The sequence below is a fragment of the Mesorhizobium tamadayense genome, from assembly GCF_003863365.1.
Taxonomy (GTDB): Bacteria; Pseudomonadota; Alphaproteobacteria; order Rhizobiales; family Rhizobiaceae; genus Mesorhizobium; species Mesorhizobium tamadayense.
Genome location: NZ_RQXT01000026.1, coordinates 20,715 through 40,333, shown reverse-complemented (window position 1 = coordinate 40,333; position 19,619 = coordinate 20,715). Strand labels below are relative to the sequence as shown.

Annotated in this window: 19 protein-coding genes; 9 read left to right on the top strand and 10 right to left on the bottom strand. The window is 61.3% G+C overall.

The genetic code is table 11. From position 1 onward, the window contains the following. Nucleotides 1-244: 244 nt before the first annotated feature. Both nusG and EH240_RS20500 read right to left on the bottom strand, forming a co-directional pair. Nucleotides 245-808, bottom strand: coding sequence for a transcription termination/antitermination protein NusG (gene nusG / locus EH240_RS20505; protein WP_125001975.1), 564 nt, complete (start codon nt 806-808; stop codon nt 245-247). A 20-nt stretch (nt 809-828) separates the two neighbouring features. Beyond that, nucleotides 829-2,919, bottom strand: coding sequence for a GumC family protein (locus tag EH240_RS20500; protein WP_125001973.1), 2,091 nt, complete (start codon nt 2,917-2,919; stop codon nt 829-831). A gap of 410 nt (nt 2,920-3,329) precedes the next feature. Between EH240_RS20500 and EH240_RS20495 the strand changes: the two genes are divergently transcribed. From EH240_RS20495 to EH240_RS20450, 9 genes are all read left to right on the top strand, one after another. Further along, complete coding sequence (locus EH240_RS20495; RefSeq protein WP_125001971.1) at nt 3,330-3,941, top strand: hypothetical protein; 612 nt, start codon at nt 3,330-3,332, stop codon at nt 3,939-3,941. A 518-nt stretch (nt 3,942-4,459) separates the two neighbouring features. Beyond that, nucleotides 4,460-5,140 carry a Crp/Fnr family transcriptional regulator gene (locus tag EH240_RS20490; protein WP_167484087.1) on the top strand — a complete coding sequence of 227 codons (681 nt, stop codon included), beginning with the start codon at nt 4,460-4,462 and terminating at the stop codon, nt 5,138-5,140. A gap of 222 nt (nt 5,141-5,362) precedes the next feature. Beyond that, entirely contained in the window at nt 5,363-6,136 is a 774-nt protein-coding gene (locus EH240_RS20485) for an SDR family NAD(P)-dependent oxidoreductase (RefSeq protein ID WP_125001967.1), read from the top strand. A 168-nt stretch (nt 6,137-6,304) separates the two neighbouring features. Next, nucleotides 6,305-7,627: a histidinol dehydrogenase gene (gene hisD / locus EH240_RS20475; RefSeq protein WP_125001965.1), complete on the top strand. Its 1,323-nt coding sequence runs from the start codon at nt 6,305-6,307 to the stop codon at nt 7,625-7,627. Between the two features lie 13 nt (nt 7,628-7,640). Further along, nucleotides 7,641-8,669 carry a zinc-dependent alcohol dehydrogenase gene (locus tag EH240_RS20470; RefSeq protein ID WP_125001963.1) on the top strand — a complete coding sequence of 343 codons (1,029 nt, stop codon included), beginning with the start codon at nt 7,641-7,643 and terminating at the stop codon, nt 8,667-8,669. A gap of 22 nt (nt 8,670-8,691) precedes the next feature. After that, entirely contained in the window at nt 8,692-9,423 is a 732-nt protein-coding gene (gene hutC, locus EH240_RS20465; RefSeq protein WP_125001961.1) for a histidine utilization transcriptional repressor HutC, read from the top strand. A gap of 226 nt (nt 9,424-9,649) precedes the next feature. Then, a complete protein-coding gene (locus EH240_RS20460; protein ID WP_125002047.1) occupies nt 9,650-10,651 on the top strand; it encodes an ABC transporter substrate-binding protein in 1,002 nt (333 codons plus the stop codon). A 146-nt stretch (nt 10,652-10,797) separates the two neighbouring features. Next, nucleotides 10,798-11,538, top strand: a complete 741-nt coding sequence (locus tag EH240_RS20455; protein WP_167484092.1) for an ABC transporter permease — start codon at nt 10,798-10,800, stop codon at nt 11,536-11,538. A 10-nt stretch (nt 11,539-11,548) separates the two neighbouring features. Further along, a complete protein-coding gene (locus tag EH240_RS20450) occupies nt 11,549-12,331 on the top strand; it encodes an ABC transporter ATP-binding protein (protein WP_125001957.1) in 783 nt (260 codons plus the stop codon). A 60-nt stretch (nt 12,332-12,391) separates the two neighbouring features. On the opposite strand, the gene pqqE is transcribed toward EH240_RS20450, so the two are convergent. The 8 genes from pqqE to EH240_RS20410 form a co-directional block, all read right to left on the bottom strand. Further along, entirely contained in the window at nt 12,392-13,513 is a 1,122-nt protein-coding gene (pqqE, locus tag EH240_RS20445; protein ID WP_125001955.1) for a pyrroloquinoline quinone biosynthesis protein PqqE, read from the bottom strand. Beyond that, nucleotides 13,510-13,803: a pyrroloquinoline quinone biosynthesis peptide chaperone PqqD gene (gene pqqD / locus EH240_RS20440; RefSeq protein ID WP_245436215.1), complete on the bottom strand. Its 294-nt coding sequence runs from the start codon at nt 13,801-13,803 to the stop codon at nt 13,510-13,512. Before pqqD ends, pqqE begins: the two co-directional genes overlap by 4 nt. Continuing rightward, nucleotides 13,803-14,561 carry a pyrroloquinoline-quinone synthase PqqC gene (gene pqqC, locus EH240_RS20435; protein WP_125001951.1) on the bottom strand — a complete coding sequence of 253 codons (759 nt, stop codon included), beginning with the start codon at nt 14,559-14,561 and terminating at the stop codon, nt 13,803-13,805. Before pqqC ends, pqqD begins: the two co-directional genes overlap by 1 nt. Beyond that, entirely contained in the window at nt 14,558-15,496 is a 939-nt protein-coding gene (pqqB, locus tag EH240_RS20430) for a pyrroloquinoline quinone biosynthesis protein PqqB (RefSeq protein WP_125001949.1), read from the bottom strand. Before pqqB ends, pqqC begins: the two co-directional genes overlap by 4 nt. Nucleotides 15,497-15,649: 153 nt before the next feature. Further along, entirely contained in the window at nt 15,650-15,784 is a 135-nt protein-coding gene (locus tag EH240_RS39670) for a hypothetical protein (RefSeq protein WP_281035141.1), read from the bottom strand. Between the two features lie 172 nt (nt 15,785-15,956). Further along, complete coding sequence (locus EH240_RS20420; RefSeq protein WP_167484086.1) at nt 15,957-16,829, bottom strand: substrate-binding domain-containing protein; 873 nt, start codon at nt 16,827-16,829, stop codon at nt 15,957-15,959. Nucleotide 16,830: 1 nt separating this feature from the next. Next, nucleotides 16,831-17,355, bottom strand: coding sequence for a c-type cytochrome, methanol metabolism-related (locus tag EH240_RS20415; RefSeq protein WP_125001945.1), 525 nt, complete (start codon nt 17,353-17,355; stop codon nt 16,831-16,833). A gap of 162 nt (nt 17,356-17,517) precedes the next feature. Next, nucleotides 17,518-19,416: a methanol/ethanol family PQQ-dependent dehydrogenase gene (locus tag EH240_RS20410; protein ID WP_125001943.1), complete on the bottom strand. Its 1,899-nt coding sequence runs from the start codon at nt 19,414-19,416 to the stop codon at nt 17,518-17,520. Nucleotides 19,417-19,619 lie beyond the last annotated feature (203 nt).

Sequence of the window (19,619 nt, the reverse complement as noted above, 5' to 3'; positions counted from 1 at the left end):
TCATTGGCTCGTCGTCGCCGAAAACGTCGTGGAATTGGCGTGAGGTAAGTCCAAACCCGTTGGTGGGCCGGTGTCTCTTGGATGTCGCACGACCGGTCTTCTCAGTGCCGGCCCGCAGGTTCTGATATCGCCGTCGCAGGCTGCCGCACCGAGGGTGAATTGGGTGCCAACCCATCACTCTCTGCCGAGCGGTTTCGGCGTCTTCCGAAACAAAGGATGGTGAGTGAAAACTCACCAACTGGTTTCAAGAAACTATGGACAATTTGTCCCTATCAATAGTGATAGGAATCGATCGGTTCATAATGTCGAGAAGAATTCTGACCGCTCCAGCGCTTCCGACATGATCAAGAATCCCAAGCTGGTCGGAAAACGGCCCGTCTATGATCCTGATTCTCTGACCCGGCCTCAATAGAATGTCCGGGTGCAAAATTCCGTCGTCGTCGGTTACTGACATCAAGGACTCAACCACACCATGTGGTGCCAGTATCGGCATTCCCTTGCTCATGACGAGCTTTCGGACGCCAACGGTTGAGTTGATCGGGTACCAGCTCTGCTGATGGACAGCCAGTAAGACGAACAGATAGCAGTCGAAATACGCACTGGACACGATCTTGACACTGCGGGCGTGCCGGACGGTTCGCCTGCGCTTGGGCAGATAGGTCCGGAAGTTCTGCGACAGCAGGTGGCGCTCGGCCAGGCACTCGGAATGCTGGTGCGTCTGGACCACGCACCAACGCGCAGCCTCGCCGCCGTGACTTTTTCCAGCCGGCTCTGGAAAACGATTGTTGCATAAGTCAGGGTGAAGCATGGCGCAATACTGTCTCTTCTCTAGTTGAGATAGTAACTATCCGAGACACTGCTTTCGAGCGATGTGTAACGACCATATCTAGGCAGCTTTGGTTCATCCACCATCGTCAGGGCAATGCCGGCAAGCTTGGACCGATCGCCAAGATGTCGAATTCCTTCGGCGACGGCCTCGCGCGAGGTTTCCCGCCACTTCACGACGAAGACGACCTTGTCGACATGCCTCGCCAGGATCGAGGCATCGGCCGCGGGTCCGACAGGCGGCGCGTCAATGATCACGGTGTCGAATTTTCCCCGGACTTCATCGAGGAGCGATCGCATTCGCGCCGAAGCAAGAAGGGCAGGCGGGTTGCGGGTCCTCGCTCCGGCCGGCATCAGGGAAATCCCTGACCGTTCGTCCAGATGAATTGCGTTTGTGGCCTTCACCGGCAACGTCAGCAGATCGACCAATCCGACCTTGTCAGCCATGCCGAAGAAGGCCGTGGTGGCCGAGAGGCGCAAGTCCGCATCGATCACCAGAACCCGTTCGCCGTCGGCCACGGCGGAGCAGGCCAGGCTCAATGCCAGAGTGGTTTTTCCCTCGCCGGGCATCGCCGACGTCACCAGCATGAGGCGCGGCGAATGGTCCAGTTCCGGCGCTGCCTGGATGCCGAGGCGGAGCCGCCGCACCGCTTCGCTGTATCTGGATAGTGGTCTGCGCTCGAGATAGGCCACAGGCTGGGACCGGACGTCCTTAGACCAGCCCGACATCCTTGGCATGGACGCAAGAACCGGAACGGCCAGCTCGTCCTCGATCTGCTTCTTTGCCATGAAGCCGGATGCGAAAAGTTCTCGCAGAACGGCGCCGGCGCCGCCGAAGAAGATGCCGAAGACCAGACCCAGAGCCGCAAAAAGAGGCCTGTTCGGGAAGCTTGGTGAACCCGGAACACTGGCATCGGTGATTATACGCACGCCGCTGTTGAGGAGCGTGGATTTCTCCTCGGTGAGCTTGGCGCGTGACAAGAACGTCTCAAAGAGTTCCTTGTTCGCGGCGGCAATCCTCTCCAGATCGCGCAGCTGGACGCCAACCTGACCTTCGATTTCAGATCGGTTGGACACCGAGTCCAAGGCGCGAGCCAGAGAAGCCTCCCGGGCTTCGGCGGCATCGACCTCATTCTTCAGATTGCCGACAAGGCGCTGGACTTCGGCTGCGATCTGTCCCTCGATGTCGCGGCGCTCGGCCTGAGCCGATAAGACATCGGGATGTCGTTCGCCATATTTCAGTTTAAGGTCGGCTTCCCGCCGGGTCACTCCAGAAAGCTGAGCCCGAAGCGCGTTGATCACCACGGACTGCAACACGTCCGGGATCGACTGGATGTCACCTCCAGCAGCCCGCACCTTATCAACTTGTTGATATTGCGAACGTTTCTCGGATAATTCGGCGCGCGCATTGATTAGGGCGACGTTCAATTCGGACAACTGCTGGTCAGTCAAGCTGCCCGCTTGCGTCGCCAATAAATTGTGATCGATCCGAAACTTCTGGACAGCTTGTTCAGAACGGCTGAGCTCCCCTCGAAGATACGCGGCCCGATCACTGAGCCATGTGGAGGCTTTTTGGACGCCTTCGTAACGGGACTTTATTCGATCGGCCACATAGGCCTGGGCAATTGCATTCGAGAGCGATGCCGCTTTTTGCGGGTCGTACGCGCCTACATCAAGCTCAATGACGTTCCCAAGCCCGACGCGCGAAACTCCCAGCGCGCTCTGGAGCCAGATCAACGCCCCCGGTCCGATATTGGGGTCTTCCGTTAGCTTTTGGCTATCGACGACCTGCTGAAGGAGTGACGCAGATCTCAAGACAGCAATCTGACTTTCAATGAATGTTGGATTGTCGGCAAAATCAGAATTGGAATAGTCCTGTGGAGTCATATAGTCGATCGGAGCGTCAAGCAGTATTTGCGAAACACCGGTGTACGTTGGTGGAAGAAAATAGGCAGCAGCCGTAAACAGTACGAAAGTGATGACGGCAATTCCGCACACCAGCTTCCATCGGCGGAGAAAGAAATCGAAGACCTCCCTGATGTCGAGCGGCAGGAATTCCCGGATCATCATCGGATTGTCAGTTGGACTTGCCATTTCAGAATCCTTACGATCGGCAACACAACTCCCACCCCTTCAGCGTTGGCTGAATGGCTTTCATTTCAAAATTGGTTCGGGCAGTTAGCTGTTAAGCGCGCTCAAACGCATGAAACGTAAGGGTTAGTGCCCCGCCGGCATGCCCAAATCGCTCTTCTGCGCCCACTGACCGATCGCCTCACCGGTAAGCCAGAAACATATCAGCTTCGCGGACACCGCCGCCATTACCATTATTGAGTAGTAATTCGGCTAAAGGTCGATCTGGTCTACCCGACGTGCCTTTCAGAGTTTTAGAACATCGCCGGGCACATTCCTCCCGCGCTCAGGGAGGTCTACTACCACGCTACCATCGTCAGGGGGTGCGCCTGATGATGAGAGAACGGCTGGCCTCGGGCGATTCTGAGGTGGACATGGACACTTACAGCGAAATCGTTCCGCGGTTTACAGGTTGGGTGCTCGACAGTCCTGGAGTCATTCTTATGCTGGCCGCAACCTTGCCGCTTATGCTTCTTCTTAGGGGCCGGCCGCTGGGCTACGGGGCCCTTGCCGTCCTTATCGGGGCCGTCACGTTGATATTGTTCGGCATCGAGAATTCGGTGGGAGCGGTCACCGCCATTCTCGCCTATTGTGTGCTGGTTTCATTTGCCCTGCTTTCGACTTGGAAGCGTTTGAAGCAGATCGAGGATCGCCTCGCATCGGTCACGTCGGTAATAGACGGCCTGGAAGTCGCCGAGGAAAGGCGGCAGACTTACAGCGCCAAGCGTTCGCGCCGGAAGCCGGCAGCCGGAGCAATGGAGCAAACCGTTTCGGTCGGTGCGACGGACAATCCAGGAGGAGAGACGCGATATATCCCCGGACCGCCTTGGCAAGAGCTGCAAGCACCCGGTCCGGGATCTGCGCCTCCGGCGCCAAGGCAATCGGCAGGACGCAATTTTGATTTATCGTCGGGTCGAAGCTCTAACGACAAGTTCGAAGACGAGGATCTTCGGATTGCTGCCGGCAGATACAAGCCCACTCGATAAGTGAGCTGTAAGGGCGTGCTTCACTGACCGGGAAGATCAGCAGCTCGGTTCGACTTTTTACAGTGTCCGCAGTATCGCGTGCGCAACGTCGTTGCTCCGACAAGATACGGCCGGACTCCCGCCAAAGATTTGCGGTCTCCCGGCCGTCACCGCCGGCCGGCGCGAAGGTGCCGCGCTCGCAAGACCGATACAGTCGGCTTTTGCACATAGATGGTATGCAAGTGTGTCGCGACGTTGTTGCCTAACGTCGGCGCCGTATTACAATATTGTTCCGGATCCGTCGTGGCTCGCAAGGCGAGTTCTGCCGTCTGCAGAGCTTCCAATCCACCAAGGGTGTAGGGTTGTACCCAAAGGTGGCAGGCTGCACCCAAATGTGGTAGGCTGCAATGCAATTCGGATGAAGAGATAGATGGAACTTTTTGCCTAGTCGATAGTTTGCAGCATCAGTTGACCCGGGGGGGTGGATCGCGGGCTGGGGTTATTCAGTGGAAATGAGCTTATCAAAGCAGGCTCTTGGATTGGCGAGCGGACTTACGCTTGCCGACGCAAGTTGGGAAAGGGCGATTTCTGTACTGCCGGGAGCCGTGCGCCGCACCTATCCGGCCAACACGACCATTGCAGGCGAATATCACGCCAAATCCTCTATCCTGATCATGACCGCCGGCTGGGCGGCATTCGCCAAGACATTGCCGAATGGCTCGCGTCTCATCGTCGATTTTGCGCTTCCTCGCGAAATTGCAGTGATCGAGTTCGCCGGAAAAGCGGGCGAGACGATAACGGCGCTATCGGACGTTACCGCAATTGAGTTGGCTGGTCCTGTCCATACATCTTTTTCGCGCTACCCGCCGTCCATATGCGAAGCGATCCTGCGGGCTGAGGCGGGTCGATATTCGAGGGTTGCGGAGCATCTGGCAGGCATTGGTAGAAGGGGAGCCGTTGAGCGCACGGCCCATTTTCTTCTCGAACTGGCCTGCCGCTCACATCGATCGGCAACGACTTATCCGGATCGCTTTGAATGCCCACTGACCCAGGCCGATCTCGCCGACGCATTGGGGCTTTCGGCTGTGCATGTGAGTCGCGTCCTGAAAACGCTGCGAGAGACCGCCCTGGCCTCATTCCGCTATGGCGTTGTCGAGTTGCATGACCATGCGGGACTAATCAAAACAGCCGGATTCGATCGGTCCTACATTTCGAGCTGACGTCAACCGACATCGCAGTGCTCGCGTGAAGGGGGCTATTCCTTCCTTTCGTCTTTACGTTCGTCAGGCCATACGAGAACATACGAGGAATGTTGGTTGTCGCTCGCATGGCGCGCGCTATCACTGTCGCGGTCGAAAATCATTTGTATATGCTTGTATAGGTAACTGATGATCGGCTAGGCTCGGGCGACGACGAAGCCGGTCTTTGCCAAGGAGGATCACATGCGCAACGCTTCCCTCTTCGACCTGTCGGGCAGGAAAGCGCTTGTCACCGGCGCAAGCCGCGGCATCGGGCGCAGCATCGCCGAGGCGCTAAGCGCCGCCGGCGCCGATGTCGCGGTCACGGCGCGCAACCCCACCTCGCTCGGGGAGACGACGGCAGCCATCCGCGCCGCCGGCGGCGTCGCGCACGCCATCGCCCTGGACGTGACCGATGCCGGGCGGTGCGGCGAGGCGACGGCCGAAGCGGCCGGCCTGCTCGGCGGCCTCGATATTCTGGTCAACAATGCCGGCACGGAAGAAGTCCGCCCCTCGCTCGACGTCGATGAAGCGCTCTGGGACAGGATCGTCGATACCAATCTCAAGGGCGCGTTCTTCTGCGCCCAGGCCGCCGCGCGGTACATGCGGGACGCCGGTCGTCCGGGCGCCATCATCAACCTTTGCTCGCTGACCTCCGAAGTCGGAATCCCCACGGCGGTGCCCTACGGCTCGTCGAAGTCGGGCCTGCTCGGCATGACGCGGGCGCTGGCGGCAGAGTGGGCGGATCTCGGGATCAGGGTCAACGCCATCGCCCCCGGCTATTTCAGGACGGCAATGACCGAGGTGTTCTACTCCAATGAGGCATGGCAGCAATCGATGCTCGCCAAGATCCCGCAGCACCGCTTCGGCGACCTCTCGGACCTGCATGGGATTGCGGTTTTCCTTGCCTCGGATGCCTCGGCCTACATTACCGGCCAATCCATCCCGGTGGACGGGGGCTTTCTCGCCTCGATCTGAGGCGAGGCGCCGGCGGGGTGAGGCTACAAAAATGCTGGCGATCGTTATACGTACATGTATATACTTTTGTCAGCTGCAATCCCGCGCGGATCTAATTGCCGGTCTCAACGTCTTGCGGAAGTGTGACCGATCAGCGCCAATCATCATTGCCTTCTAAAAGGAGCAGCCATGTCCGACATCAGCTTCCATGACCTGTCATCCCTCGGCGCCGATCAGCGGGCGAGCCTCCTGAAGCGCGCCGAAGGCGATTTGTCGGTCTTCATCGAAAAGGTGCGTCCGATCATCGAGGCCGTCAGGAACGAAGGCGACGCGGCCTTGCTGCGGTTCGCAAGAGAGTTGGACAAGGCCAATGTGGCCGACGGCAACCTGAAGGTTTCGGAAGCGGAGTTCAATGCGGCATTCGACAAGGTCGAGAAGGATGTCGTCGAGAGCATCCGCTTCGGCATTGAGAACATCAGGAATTTCCATGAGGAGCAGCGTCCGGAGACGATGTGGCTCAAGGAAGTCCGCCCCGGCGCCTATGCTGGCGACAGGTACACGCCGATCGCTTCCGTCGCGCTTTACGTCCCTCGCGGCAAAGGCGCGTTCCCGTCGGTAACGATGATGACCTCAGTTCCGGTTGTGATCGCCGGCGTGCCGCAGATCGCGATCGTGACGCCGCCGACTTCGGACGGTTCCGTCGACGCCGCGACCTTGGTCGCCGCCCGTCTCGCCGGTGTCGAGATCGTGTACAAATGCGGCGGCGCCCATGCAGTCGCCGCCGTCGCTTACGGCACCGAGACGGTGAAGCCTGCCGTCAAGATCGTCGGCCCCGGCAGCCCATGGGTGGTTGCGGCAAAGAACCTGTTGTCCTCGGTCATCGACACGGGTCTTCCGGCCGGCCCGTCGGAAGCGATCATCTTTGCCGACGGCAGCGTCGACGGTGGCCTTGCCGCCCTCGACCTGTTGATCGAAGCCGAGCACGGGCCGGATTCCTCGGCCTATCTCGTGACGCACAGCCGCGAGGTCGCCAACGCAGCCCTGGCCGCGCTCCCCGAGCACTGGTCCCGCATGACCGAGCAGCGCGTCGAATTCTCGCGCGCGGTGCTGACCGGAAAGCGCGGCGGCATCGTGCTGACCGCCTCGCTCGAAGACAGCTACCGCTTCATCAACGACTATGCGCCTGAGCATCTCGAGATCCTGTCCAGGGAGCCGTTCGCGCATCTTGGACACATCACCGAGGCGGCCGAGATCCTCATGGGCCCGCATACGCCGGTGACGCTTGCCAACTTCGTCCTCGGGCCTAATGCGGTGCTGCCGACCAGCCGGTGGGCGCGCACCTACGGACCGCTTTCGGTGACGGATTTCCTCAAGCGCTCGTCGGTCGGCTACGTGACGTCAGCGGCCTATCCGGAACTTGCCCGGCATGCCCGCAGGCTCGCCCGTTACGAGGGGTTTAGCTCGCATGAGAACGCGGTTTCCGAAATCCGCGATCGCTATCTCGGCGCGTGAACGGAAAGTCGCAATGAAAGCCGCACGACTCCATGGACCCGGTGACCTGCGCATCGAGGATATCGTCACGCCCGGCGCTCCCGACGCTGGCTGGGTCAAGCTCAGGGTCGACGCCGCGGGCATATGCGGTTCTGATCTCCATAATTTCCGTACCGGCCAATGGATAAGCCGCTCGCCTTCGACGGCCGGCCATGAGCTGACCGGCACGGTGATCGCCATCGGCGAGGGGGTCGACACCGTCGCCGTGGGCGATCGGGTGGTCGCCGATTCCCGTTTCTGGTGCGGAGAATGCGCGCAATGCCACGCGGGCAAGCGGCATCTCTGCGTCTCGCTGGGCTTCGTCGGCGAAGTATGCGACGGCGGGTTTGCCGAACAGACGAGCCTGCCGGCGCGCCTGCTGCATGTCGTCGACGCCGCGCTCGACGAAAGGGTGGCGGCCATGGCCGAGCCGCTGGCCGTGGCGCTGCATGCCGTGCGGCGCCTGCCGCAGACGGCGGGTTCGGTTCTTGTGGTGGGCTGCGGCACCATCGGCGGCCTCGCCGCTTTGCTCTTGTCGCGAACGTTTCCGGGCACGGTGCTTGTTGCTGACCGCAACGAGCGCCGCTGCGCCCGCGTGGCGCGGGTGACCGGCGCCACGATCGTCGATCTCAGCCGCGACGCCATCGCCGCCGCAACTGTCGATGCCCCTTTGCTCGCGGCCGTCGAAGCGACCGGCAGCATTGCCGCGCTGAACCAGTTGCTGGATGTCCTGGGCCCAGGCGGCACCGTCGCGATGGTCGGCATTTTCCATGGCCGCCTCGACATCGACCCCAACGTGCTGGTCGAGCGCGAGATCGCGTTGCTGGGATGCCATGCCTTCGCCGACGAGCTTCCCGACGCCATCCGGATGCTGGGCGACCTGAGCGAGCCGCTGATCAGCCTGATCGACCGCGAGATCGGCCTGGACGACATTCCCGCGGCCTATGAGCGCCTGTTGGCGGGGCAGGGCGACGGCTTGAAAACAATCATCCGGATGCGGCAACCTGCCGGTGATTTCCGATAGCAGCCGGGAGAGGACTTTGAAAATGATCGCTTTGCCCGATACGGCCAGCCCTCTTTACGAGAAGGTCAAGGACTACATCCTGACCAACATCGGAACGGGCAAGTGGAGCAAGGATCGCAAGCTGCCGTCCGAAAACGAGTTCGTGGCAACTCTCGGCGTGTCAAGGATGACGGTTCACCGCGCCTTGCGGGAGCTGACCTCGGCCGGGTTTCTGATCCGGCTTCAGGGTGTGGGGACTTTTATCGCGCCGCCCCGGCCGCAATCGACCCTGATCGAGATCAACAACATCGCGGCCGAGATTGTCGCGCGGGGCAACAGGCACCGCTCCGAGGTCATCGTCCTTGAAAAGATCATGCCGACAAAGGAGCTGGCGCTGTCCTTCGAGTTCACAAAACGCACTTCGGTCTATCATTCCGTCGTCGTCAACTTCGAGAACGACCTGCCCGTGCAACTGGAGGAGCGTTTCGTCAATCCAAGCCTGATACCCGACTACGACAAGCAGGACTTCTCGAAGACGGCGACCTATGACTACCTCATGCAGAAGACGCCGGTGACCGAGGTCGAGCATATCATCTCCGCCATCCCGGCCGATGCCGAGACGGCGCGGCACCTGGCCGTCGATGTCGGCAGCTGCTGCCTGCTTCTGCACCGCCGGACCTGGACGGGCGCGATCGTCGCCACCATCAGCAAGCTGACCTATGTCGGAAGCCGGTATTCGCTGGGCAGCCGCTATTCCCCTTCTAAAAGCCCGTGATGGCGACTAAGCGGACCCGGATCGAAGCATCTGCGCAACTTGTATATGCATGTATGTATTTTAGCCTTGACATCCATTGTCGCTGACGTTGAATATCCGTGCATTCGCATTGAAGTGGCAGGTAAAATGCCGAGGCATGAGTGCCGCAAGAGCGGAAGCCGCATTTCTCACCAGGGCCGGACGCTTGGTTCAAAAAGCGGCCTGATCATCAAGGGGAACAAAGATGATGCGTAACCTTAGAGGACAATTTCGTGCACTCGCTTTGGCTGCGGCGATCGGGTTCGCCCCGGCGGCCTACGCTGCCGATGCGGCCATTCCCGCGACGCCTGAAGCAGGATCGTTCAAGATCGGCATAGAGCCGTGGCTCGGCTATGGCCAATGGCACATCGCCGAAGCCAAGGGCCTGTTCAAGGCAAGCGGTCTGTCGGACGTCCAGATCGTGAACTTCGCCGAGGACAAGGACATCAACGCTGCCTTGGCGAGCGGCCAGCTCGACGCGGCGAACATCGCCACCCACACCGCGATGGGCATGGTTGCGGCCGGCCTGCCGGTCAAGATCGTGCTTCTGCTCGACGTCAGCATGACGGCCGACGCCATGATCGCCGGCAAGGACATCGCCTCGATCGCCGACCTCAAGGGCAAGCAGGTCGCCTTCGAGGAAGGCACGACCAGCGACATCCTGCTCAAATATGCGCTGGCCAAGAACGGCATGTCGATCGCCGATGTGCAGCCGGTGCCGATGCCGGCGGCGGATGCCGGCAGCGCGCTGATCGCGGGCCAGGTTCCGGTCGCGGTCACCTATGAACCCTACCTCACCGCGGCCAGGGCGCAGAACAAGGACGTCAAGCTCCTCTTCACCGCGGGCGAGGATCCGGGCCTGATCAGCGACGTATTCGTGGTGCGCGATGAGGTGATCAAGTCACGTCCCGGCCAGGTGCTTGCCATGATCAAGGCCTGGGACGCGGCGCTCAAGGCCTACAAGGCCGACACGCCCGACGGCCGCGCCATCATTTCCAAGGCGGTCGGTTCGAGCGTCGAGGACCTCAACACCGCCTTCGACGGCGTGCGCTACTTCTCACTAGCCGAAAACAAGGACGCTCTCACCGGCGAATTTTCCACCAAGACATTCGCCGATGTCGAGGCCGCGGCCAAGAATGCCGGGTTGCTCCAGGCCGATGTGACGCCGGAGCAGATGATCGATCCGGCGTTCGTCAAGGCCGCGCAGTAGGCCGGGTCGTGGTAGCTGAGATGCCAGACGAGCCTGCCATCAAGGCGAGCCCGTCCGGCCCGGCAACGGGGCCGGTTGCCAAACAGGCGACGCGACGCCGCCGGTCCTCCGGGATCGGCGCGCCCATCGCGCGCTCCCGCTTCCTGATGATCGCCGTGGCCGTCTTTGCCTGCCTCGGCCTCGCCTGGTGGGTGGCGACGGGCCTTGAATTGGTGAAGCCCATTTTCCTGCCGTCACCCGCGAGCGTGGCGACACAGCTCGGCAAGCTCTGGGCCGACGGCACGTTGCTGCTGGACCTCAAGGCCTCGATATATCGTATTTCGATCGGCTTTCTGATCGCCTCGGCGCTGGCCATCCCGATTGGCGTGCTGATCGGCAGCTTCAGGGCTTGGGAAGCGGCGATCGAGCCACTCGTGGATTTCATCCGCTACATGCCCGTGGTCGCCTTCGTGCCCCTTTCTATCCTGTGGTCGGGGACCAGCGACGCCCAAAAATTCCTGATCATCTTCATCGGCACTTTCTTCCAGCAGGTGCTGATGATCATGGACAATGTCAAACGGGTTCCCGCGGACTTCGTCGGCCTCGGCAGGACGCTCGGCCTGCCGGATCGCAAGATACTGACGCGCATCGTGGTACCCAGCGCCTTACCCGGCATCTGGGATACGCTGCGCATCAGCCTGGGCTGGGCGTGGACCTGGCTCGTGCTGGCCGAGCTCGTCGCGGCGACGTCTGGTCTCGGCTATCGCATCACCGTGTCGCAGCGCTATTTCCAGACCAACACCATCATCGGCTACATCCTGTTGCTCGGCGTGCTCGGCCTCATCACCGACCAAGTCATGAAGGCGTTGGGGAAAGTGCTGTTCCGGCAGGAAGGCCACGCGCAATGAGGTGCGGCCGATGAGTTTCCCCAAGCTGCGGATCGCAGGTCTCCACAAGAGCTTCGGTACCGGAGCCCGGCGCACCGAAGTGCTGCGGGATATCAATCTCGATCTCGCCGACAACGAGTTCGTCTCGCTGGTGGGCACGTCGGGCTGCGGCAAGAGCACGCTCTTGTCGATCGTGGCCGGGTTGCAGGATTTCGACGCCGGCGATCTTGCCATCGACGGCGCGCCGATCCTGAAGCCGGGCCTAGACCGCGGCGTCGTCTTCCAGTCCTACACGCTGCTGCCCTGGCTGACGGCGCAGCAGAACATCGAGTTCGCGCTCAAGGCCGCCGGTCATGATCGCTCGACCTGCCGCAGGATCGCGCTTGAGCATCTCGACCTGGTCAAGCTCCCGCATTCGGCCAATCTCTATCCATCCGAGCTTTCGGGCGGCATGAAGCAGCGTGTCGCCATAGCGCGCGCGCTTTCCTACCGCCCCAAGATGCTGCTGATGGACGAACCCTTCGGTGCGCTCGATGCCCTGACCAGGCATCAGATGCAGGAACTCTTGACCCAGATCTGGGAGGAGCACAGGCTCACCGTGCTCTTTGTCACCCATGACGTGGAAGAGGCCGTCTATCTGTCGGACCGCATCGCCGTCATGGGCATCGGGCCAGGGCGCATCATGCGGACCTTCAACGTCGATATCGAGCGCCCGCGCCGCGAAGAGGTCATGGAAAGCGCCGCCTTCATGGACCTGCAGCGCAATGTCCACAAGGCCATACGCGAGGCCTCCAGGCGCCCCGAAATGGCTTAGGCGGGCAACGACAACAGCAATCGCGCAAATCCCACCGCGCCGAAATTCAGCTATGAACGGTCAGGCGAGCTCCGTCACAGCGCCTATCCGACGATAGATGAAGGCTTCGTCCGCCGAAATATCCGCCGCGGCGCGCCGGGTTTCGTCGATGAGCAGGGCCATGCGTGCGTGGATCGGCGACTTGATGCAGACCGGATCCGTTGCAGCGGCATCGCCGGCGATCGCCATCGCCTGACATCTGCAGCCGCCCCAATCGATCTCGCGCCGCTCACAGCTTCGGCAAGGCTCCTGCATCCATTCGGTACCGCGGAAGGCATTGAATGCCGGTGAATCGGTCCAGATATCGGCGAGCGAGCGCTCTGCGAAGCGTTCGAAGCGGAGCGAAGGAATCGTCTGCGCGGCGTGGCACGGCAACACGGTACCGTCGGGCGTCACCATGAAGGCGTCGCGCGCCCAGCCGCCCATGCACGGCTTGGGATAGATGGCAAAGTAATCCGGCGGAACGAAATCGATGTTCATAATGCCGGTGAGCCTTTCGCGCGCCGCCGCGACGATGTCCGCCTGCCGGTCGATCGCGGCGCGTTCGGGCATCAGCGCATTGCGATTGGCCAGCGCCCAGCCGGCGTACTGCACGTTGGCGATCTCGAGCCGCTCGGCGCCCAGCGAAACGGCCATATCGATGAATTCCGGCACCTCCTCGATGTTGTGACGATGGATCGGCGCGTTGATGGTGAGCGGCAGTCCGGCCGCGCGGGCGCGGCGTGCCGTCTCCAGCTTCTTTTCATGGCTGCCGCGGTGGTTGCCGATACGGTCGGTGGTCGCCGGACGGGCACCCTGAAAGCTCAGCTGCAGGTGGTCGAGACCGGCGTCGGCAAAGGCTTCGATGCGGCCTTCGGCAATGCCGATGCCGGCGGTGATCAGGTTGGTGTAGACACCGCGCGCCGAAAGCCCGGCGATCAATTGCTCGAGGTCGCGGCGCAGCGTCGGCTCGCCGCCGGACAGATGCACCTGCAGGACGCCGAGATCGGTGGCCTGCGAGAACAGATCGAGCCAGGTCTGTGTGTCGAGCTCGCGATTGGCCTTCAGCAATTCGAGCGGGTTGGAGCAGTAGGGGCATTGCAGCGGGCAGCGATGCGTCAGTTCCGCCAGCATGCCGATTGGAGGCAGAAGGGGCTCGCTCATAGCTTCACCAGCAGCTTGTCCGACCATTCCTGCAGGAAGGCGATGACGTCGGCCGCCACGGCCTCCTGCTCGGCGTCATATTCGGCGGCAAGATCGGCGATGATGTGGCCGACCGTGGACCGCCCGTCGCAGCGGCGCAATATGTCGAGACTGATCTCGTTCGGCCAGAACACCTTCTCCGGCGAAAGCACGGCGAAGGCCTGCCGCACGGGGTCGTATTGTATGCGCACGTGCTTCGGCAGCGATGGCACTGATCGCAACGACACCATGGCCCTTTCGCGCAGCGCCATCACCGCGCCGCCTCCGGGCGGAAGGCGCCTGGCGGTATGTTTGTCGGCGCGCCATAGGCATGTTGAAGCGCATCGAGCATGGCCCAGAGTATATCGCATTTGAACACCAGCGCGTCGATCGCCTGCTGCTGGTGCTCGGCCGTGTCGGCATGCTCGAGCACGTAGGCGAGGGCGAAGTCGGCGTCGCGCGATGCCTGCTCGGGCCGCCGGCTAAAATAGGCTAGCGTGTCCTCGGTGATGTAATCGTATTTAGCCAGCATCGCCGGCACCCGCTCGCCGATGATGAGCGGCGAGAACATCTCGGTCAACGACGATGCGACCGCCTCGAGCAGCGTGCGGTTCGTGCAGAAGGAAAGGTAGGCGCCGACCGCAAAACGCGTCGCCGGCAATGCCAGCTTTTCGCTCTTGACGGCTTCGGCATCAAGCCCGAGCGAGGTCGCCAGATGCAGCCAGCGCGCGATGCCGCCGCTCCAGCCGTCCTCACCGTCGTGATCCTCGATGCGTTTGCGCCAGGCGGCGCGAAACGCCGGATCCTCGGCATGTGCCAGGATCATGGCATCCTTGCGCGGAATGACGGCCTGGTAGCAGTAGCGGTTCAGCGCCCAGGCCTGCATCTCGGCCTTCGACAGGGCGCCACTGGTCATCTTGTGATGGAAGGGGTGCCGATTGTGATAGCGCTCGGCGCCGACCTGCCGCAGCACGGCCTCGAGCTCGCTTTTGGACAGGCCGCCTTCGGCCGCGTCGTGGAAATCACTCAAAATTCCATCTCCATCCCATCGCCGGCGACTTCCCAGCCAGCCGCTTTGACCGCCGCGTGCTCGGCGGAATTCTCGTCCAGAACAGGATTGGTGTTATTGATATGGACGAAGATACGGCGGCCGATCCTCACATCGGCCAGGGCGGCGATCGAACCTACTGCTCCCGACATTGCCAGGTGCCCCATGCGCGCGCCGGTTTTTTGGCCGACGCCGGCAACGATCATCTCGTCGTCTGTATAGACGGTGCCGTCGAACAGCAGGCAGGCGGCATCGGCTAGGCGCGCGCGCAAGGCGGCATCGACGCGCGCGCAGCCGGGGATGTAGAAGACAGCGCCGCGCCCGCCGACCCCGGCGATACGGATTCCGATCGTGTCGCCGGCGTCTGAGCTGAAATCGGCGTCTGGATGGGCTGTGTCCTCGAGATAGAGCGCTATCTTCCCGGGCACCGGAAAGCTCTCGACGATAACGCCAGTCTCGTGGCCGTTCGCATCGCAGAGCGCAGCTTCCTTTTCCGCTGCCAGGAGGCGCCGCGGTACGATTGCCGGATCGAGAACGTTGAAGATCGAATTCGCCTCCAGCGTCGCCAGCACCTGTGCCGTTGCATAGATCGCGAAAGGCTGCCGCTCGCGCAGGCTGAGCAGGCCGGCGATATGGTCGACGTCGGCATTGGTCAGCACCACCGCGCGGATTGGTGTCGAGCGCAGCGGCGCATCGTGCGCGGGCTGCAGTTCAGGCGTTTGCGCGATCTGCTGACGGATGTCGGGCGAGGCGTTGAAGAGAACCCAGCCGGTCCCGTCCGCCGATGCCGCAACGCTTGATTGGGTTCGCGAATGCACGCCGGCCATCCCGGTGCGAGCCGCGCGGCTCAGGCGATAGTTACAGTTCCATTGCGGAAAGCCGCCTCCCGCCGCCGATCCGATGATCTTCACGCGCATGGCAATGCCTGCTCCGCGGCCCATTTGCCCGGCAGGAAATTCTCGGCTGTAAACAGCTTCGCGCCCGCGTTTCCCGCGGCAAAGCCCGTCGCGACGACCTTACGCGGCAAGGGGATGCATGCCCCTGTTGCCAGGGACACGCACCGCTGCGGCCTACTTCCTGGGAGGAGTTTCAGCAGGCAGATACCGCGAAATCTCGAAGCCCGCAGCAACCTGGCACATGGTCGGTTTCTTCCAGCTCTTCTTCATGACATTCTCCTCTTCTGCCAGCCCGGAGGGGCCGGTCATGTCGTTAGCGCCATTGCGGGCGATGCAATGGCTCGTCCATCACCTCTCAAAATGGACAAATGAAACACTGGGTTCTCAAACAGCCAAAAAACAAACGAGAAAACAGCAACAACTTCTGCCTCAAAGATCGGTTCCTTCCCTCCATCACCTGTTCCGTTCGTGCCGATCAAGCTCACCCCGGCGTCGACGTGATCGGGTTGTCATGTTCGTCGATCAGCGGCACGTTGTAGTCGAGCAGGAGCTTGTTGATCTCCGCCTGGTTCTCTCGGATCACCTTGTTGAGCGTGCGCTTCCATTCCTGGTCGGATGGACGTACTCCCATGGTGATGCGGTAGCTCATGCGCGAGCCGGTCTTTTCCTTGACCAGCGGGACGATCGCGACATTGGCCCCGAGTTGCTTGGCATAGTAGCCTGCCATCGGCCCCCACAGAATCGCCGCATCGATCTTGCCGGCGAGCATGTCCTTGATCACAACCTCTCCCATCGACGGGGTGACGCGCGTATCGACGGCCAGCGGGTAGATTTTTGCTGTTCGCAAGAGTTTGTTGGCGGCCATGTTGGCGGTCGGCGGCGTGCGTTCGACGACACCGATCCTCTTGCCGGCGAGTCTCGGATCCTCGATGGTCTCAACCCCCTCCAGATCGTCGCCCTTCGGATGCACGAGCACATAAGAGGAGCGATAGTAGGCGTTGGTGTTCTGCACCAGCTCGTCACCTTGGGCATAGCCTATGATGATGTCGCATCGGTTGGCTGCAAGCGTGTTGCGCACGAAGCCGATGACGGTCGGAAACCACGTGTAGGCGACCGACTTCCGCCCCGTCTTCCTGGCAACCAGCTCGGCCAGCTTGTTTTCGAAGCCCTGGCCGTCCTGGTCGGTGAAAGGCATGTTCGAAGGGTCGGCGCAGACGCGCAGGATGTCCGGATCGACCAATTCCCCGGCAGCCCCGAGACCTGCGCCCTGCGCCTCGACGTTCGACGGCAACAAAGCGACCGCGCCGAGGATCGGCAGGATAACGCGCAGCTTCGATGCGTCGCGGCCGGTCATGTCATCCACCCATGCAGGACGCTTCTGCGTCTTTCGCCGCCTTGGGCTTGTCTTCGTGCTTGGGCGGCCTGCCGCGGGGCGCCACGCCATCGGCACGGGCGCGCAGATAGACGTAGAGGTCGTCCATGTAGCAATAGACGTTTTTGTTGTCGCCAAAGGCAGGCATGACGTTTTCCTTGCCGCTGCCGGTATTCTTGCGGCCCTGGGCCACGATCGAGAGAAAAGTGGAGTAGTCGATGTTTTTCAGGCTGTTGGCCAGGGCCGGCGCATAGCTCGAACCCGTTCCGTCCTGTCCGTGACAGACATGGCAGTCCGAGTGATAGCGGCGGTAGCCGCTGAACGTATACCAATCCACGGTTCCGTTTTCGATCTTATAGGTCGGGTTTCCATCCGCGTCCAAATACTTGCCGCCGTCTTCCTTCACCGCCTTGGCTTTTTCGGCGCTGTCTTCAGCCCAGGCCAGATTAGAGCTGGCCAGAGGCAGAAGAGCCAGGGCGAGGGCGGAAATTGCAATGCGAGCAGACATTCAGACGCTTCCTTCTTTTGTTAAGGACAAGGGTTGGCCGTCGCGAAGCGGCATCGATCGATGTTCGGGTGCGCGGCGGGATCGAGAGCCCGGCGGTGGTTTCCGGTGTCCGGGCTCTCTCATATTTTCGAGCCTTCAGTCTTTTAAGGCCGTTCCCGGATATCAGTCCGGAAGACCGAAGACAGTGAGCTGGCCGCCCAGCGTGGTGTAGTCGGCGAGCGCTGCGTAGCCGCCGACGGCTCCCAGACCAGCAGTACCAACGACCGCGGCCTGATCGCCTTGCTTACGGCCCTGATCGACGGCGCCATGCCAGGCAGCGGCGTTGTCAGGCGACAGCAGTCCGCCTGCCAGACCGATACCGGCCCATCCGCCGACGCCGGACAGAACGGCGATGTACTGCTTGCCGTCATGCTCGAAGGGCGTGACATTGCCGATGATGCCGGACGGGGTCTTGAACTTATAGAGTTCCTTGCCCTTCTCATCGACCGCCTTGATGTAGCCTTCGAGCGTGCCATAGAAGATGACGTCGCCAGCCGTCGCCAGCGCGCCCGACCATACCGAGAACTGCTCCGGCTTCGACCAGACGATCTCACCCTTGGCGGCATCCCAGGCGATGAAGTTGCCCATTTTGTCGCTGCCGGGGGCCGGATACATCGACACGGTGGCGCCCACATAAGGCTGGCCGGCCGTGTAGCCAACCTTGTAAGGCTCGTAGTCCATGCAGACATGGTTGGTCGGCACGTAGAACAGCCCGGTCTTCGGCGAATAGGCAGCCGGCTGCTGGTCCTTGGTTCCAAGCGCCGCCGGGCAGATGCCCGTCGAGTTGGTGTCTTCGCCGTTCTGCTGGGTCGAATATTTGGCCACGACCTGGGGGCGTCCGTACTGGTCGCTCTTGGGGTCCATGTTGACTTCAGTCGCCCAGTTCACCGCCGGATCGTACTTCTTGGCAACGAGAAGCTCGCCGGTGGCGCGATCCATAGTGTAGGCAAAGCCGTTACGGTCGAAATGCACCAGCACGTCGTGCTTCTTGCCTTTGACTTCCATGTCGTCGACGAGAATCATCTCGTTGACGCCGTCAAAGTCCCATTCGTCATGCGGGGTCATCTGGTAGACCCATTTGGCCATGCCGGTGTCGGCATCGCGGGCGAACATGGTCATCGACCAGCGATTGTCTCCCGGGCGCTGAACCGGGTTCCACGTCGAGGGATTGCCGGTGCCGTAGTAGACGAGGTTCAGCTTGGGATCATAGGAATACCATCCCCATGTCGTGCCGCCGCCCGTCTTCCACTGTTCGCCTTCCCAGGTGTTCGTGCCCGAGTCCTTTCCCACCGGCTTGCCGAGTTGCGTGGTCTTTTCGGGATCGATGAGGGTCTCTGCATCCGGACCTTCCGAATAGGCCTTCCAGGCGAGCTTGCCGTCCTTCAGATTGTAAGCGGCCAGCCAGCCGCGGACGCCGAATTCCGCGCCGGAGACACCGACCAGAACCTTGTCCTTGACGACAACGGGCGCCGACGTACCGGATTCGCCTTTTCCGCCGTTGGTCTCTTCGCCGTTCTTGACCGACCACACGACCTTGCCGGTCTTGGCATCGAGCGCGACGACGGTGGTGTCGGCCTGGTTGAGAATGATCTTGCCGTCACCATAGGCGACGCCACGATTGACGGTGTCGCAGCACATGATCGGAATGACGTTGGTGTCTTGCTTGGGCTCGTATTTCCAGAGGATCTTTCCGTCATTGTTGAGATCGAGAGCGTAGACGGTGTTCGGGAACGGCGCGTGGACATACATCACATCGCCGATGATCAGTGGCCCGCCTTCATGGCCGCGCAGCACGCCGGTCGAGAAGGTCCACTTGACCTGCAGGTTCTTCACATTCTCCTTGTTGATCTGCTTGAGCTTGGAATAGCGGGTGTTGGCGTAATCCCCCGTCTGCATCACCCAGTCTTTCGGGTTTTTGGCCATTTTCGCGAGCTCTTCGTTGGCTGACGCCGTATAGAGCGCACCGAACGACAGCAGCGCGGAGGCCGTTACGATGTAGGTAGCTTGGGTAAGTGCGCGCATCAAATCCTCCCAGGTTCACAACGAGAAATCGATCGTTAAGCCCCGCAAGGCTTGTCCAAGCGATTCAATTTGGGAAGTATTTCCGGCAGCGTGTCACGACCTAGACTAATCCAAGCAGAGGAATGTTTCTTTCCTCTACTACAGTTCAGCCCAGCCTGCACCCGCCCGATTGGCCTACGAAAGACTGCCGCCGCTCCCTATTC

Coding starts and splice junctions, on each gene's coding strand:
- EH240_RS20410 (WP_125001943.1), bottom strand. CDS start 19,416: ATGCGCGCACTTACCCAAGCTACCTACATCGTAACGGCCTCCGCGCTG.
- EH240_RS20455 (WP_167484092.1), top strand. CDS start 10,798: ATGATCGCCGTGGCCGTCTTTGCCTGCCTCGGCCTCGCCTGGTGGGTG.
- EH240_RS20420 (WP_167484086.1), bottom strand. CDS start 16,829: ATGACCGGCCGCGACGCATCGAAGCTGCGCGTTATCCTGCCGATCCTC.
- EH240_RS20415 (WP_125001945.1), bottom strand. CDS start 17,355: ATGTCTGCTCGCATTGCAATTTCCGCCCTCGCCCTGGCTCTTCTGCCT.
- hutC (WP_125001961.1), top strand. CDS start 8,692: ATGATCGCTTTGCCCGATACGGCCAGCCCTCTTTACGAGAAGGTCAAG.
- EH240_RS20470 (WP_125001963.1), top strand. CDS start 7,641: ATGAAAGCCGCACGACTCCATGGACCCGGTGACCTGCGCATCGAGGAT.
- pqqE (WP_125001955.1), bottom strand. CDS start 13,513: ATGAGCGAGCCCCTTCTGCCTCCAATCGGCATGCTGGCGGAACTGACG.
- pqqB (WP_125001949.1), bottom strand. CDS start 15,496: ATGCGCGTGAAGATCATCGGATCGGCGGCGGGAGGCGGCTTTCCGCAA.
- EH240_RS20495 (WP_125001971.1), top strand. CDS start 3,330: ATGGACACTTACAGCGAAATCGTTCCGCGGTTTACAGGTTGGGTGCTC.
- EH240_RS20460 (WP_125002047.1), top strand. CDS start 9,650: ATGCGTAACCTTAGAGGACAATTTCGTGCACTCGCTTTGGCTGCGGCG.
- nusG (WP_125001975.1), bottom strand. CDS start 808: ATGCTTCACCCTGACTTATGCAACAATCGTTTTCCAGAGCCGGCTGGA.
- EH240_RS39670 (WP_281035141.1), bottom strand. CDS start 15,784: ATGACCGGCCCCTCCGGGCTGGCAGAAGAGGAGAATGTCATGAAGAAG.
- EH240_RS20500 (WP_125001973.1), bottom strand. CDS start 2,919: ATGGCAAGTCCAACTGACAATCCGATGATGATCCGGGAATTCCTGCCG.
- EH240_RS20450 (WP_125001957.1), top strand. CDS start 11,549: ATGAGTTTCCCCAAGCTGCGGATCGCAGGTCTCCACAAGAGCTTCGGT.
- EH240_RS20485 (WP_125001967.1), top strand. CDS start 5,363: ATGCGCAACGCTTCCCTCTTCGACCTGTCGGGCAGGAAAGCGCTTGTC.
- pqqD (WP_245436215.1), bottom strand. CDS start 13,803: ATGGCGCTGCGCGAAAGGGCCATGGTGTCGTTGCGATCAGTGCCATCG.
- hisD (WP_125001965.1), top strand. CDS start 6,305: ATGTCCGACATCAGCTTCCATGACCTGTCATCCCTCGGCGCCGATCAG.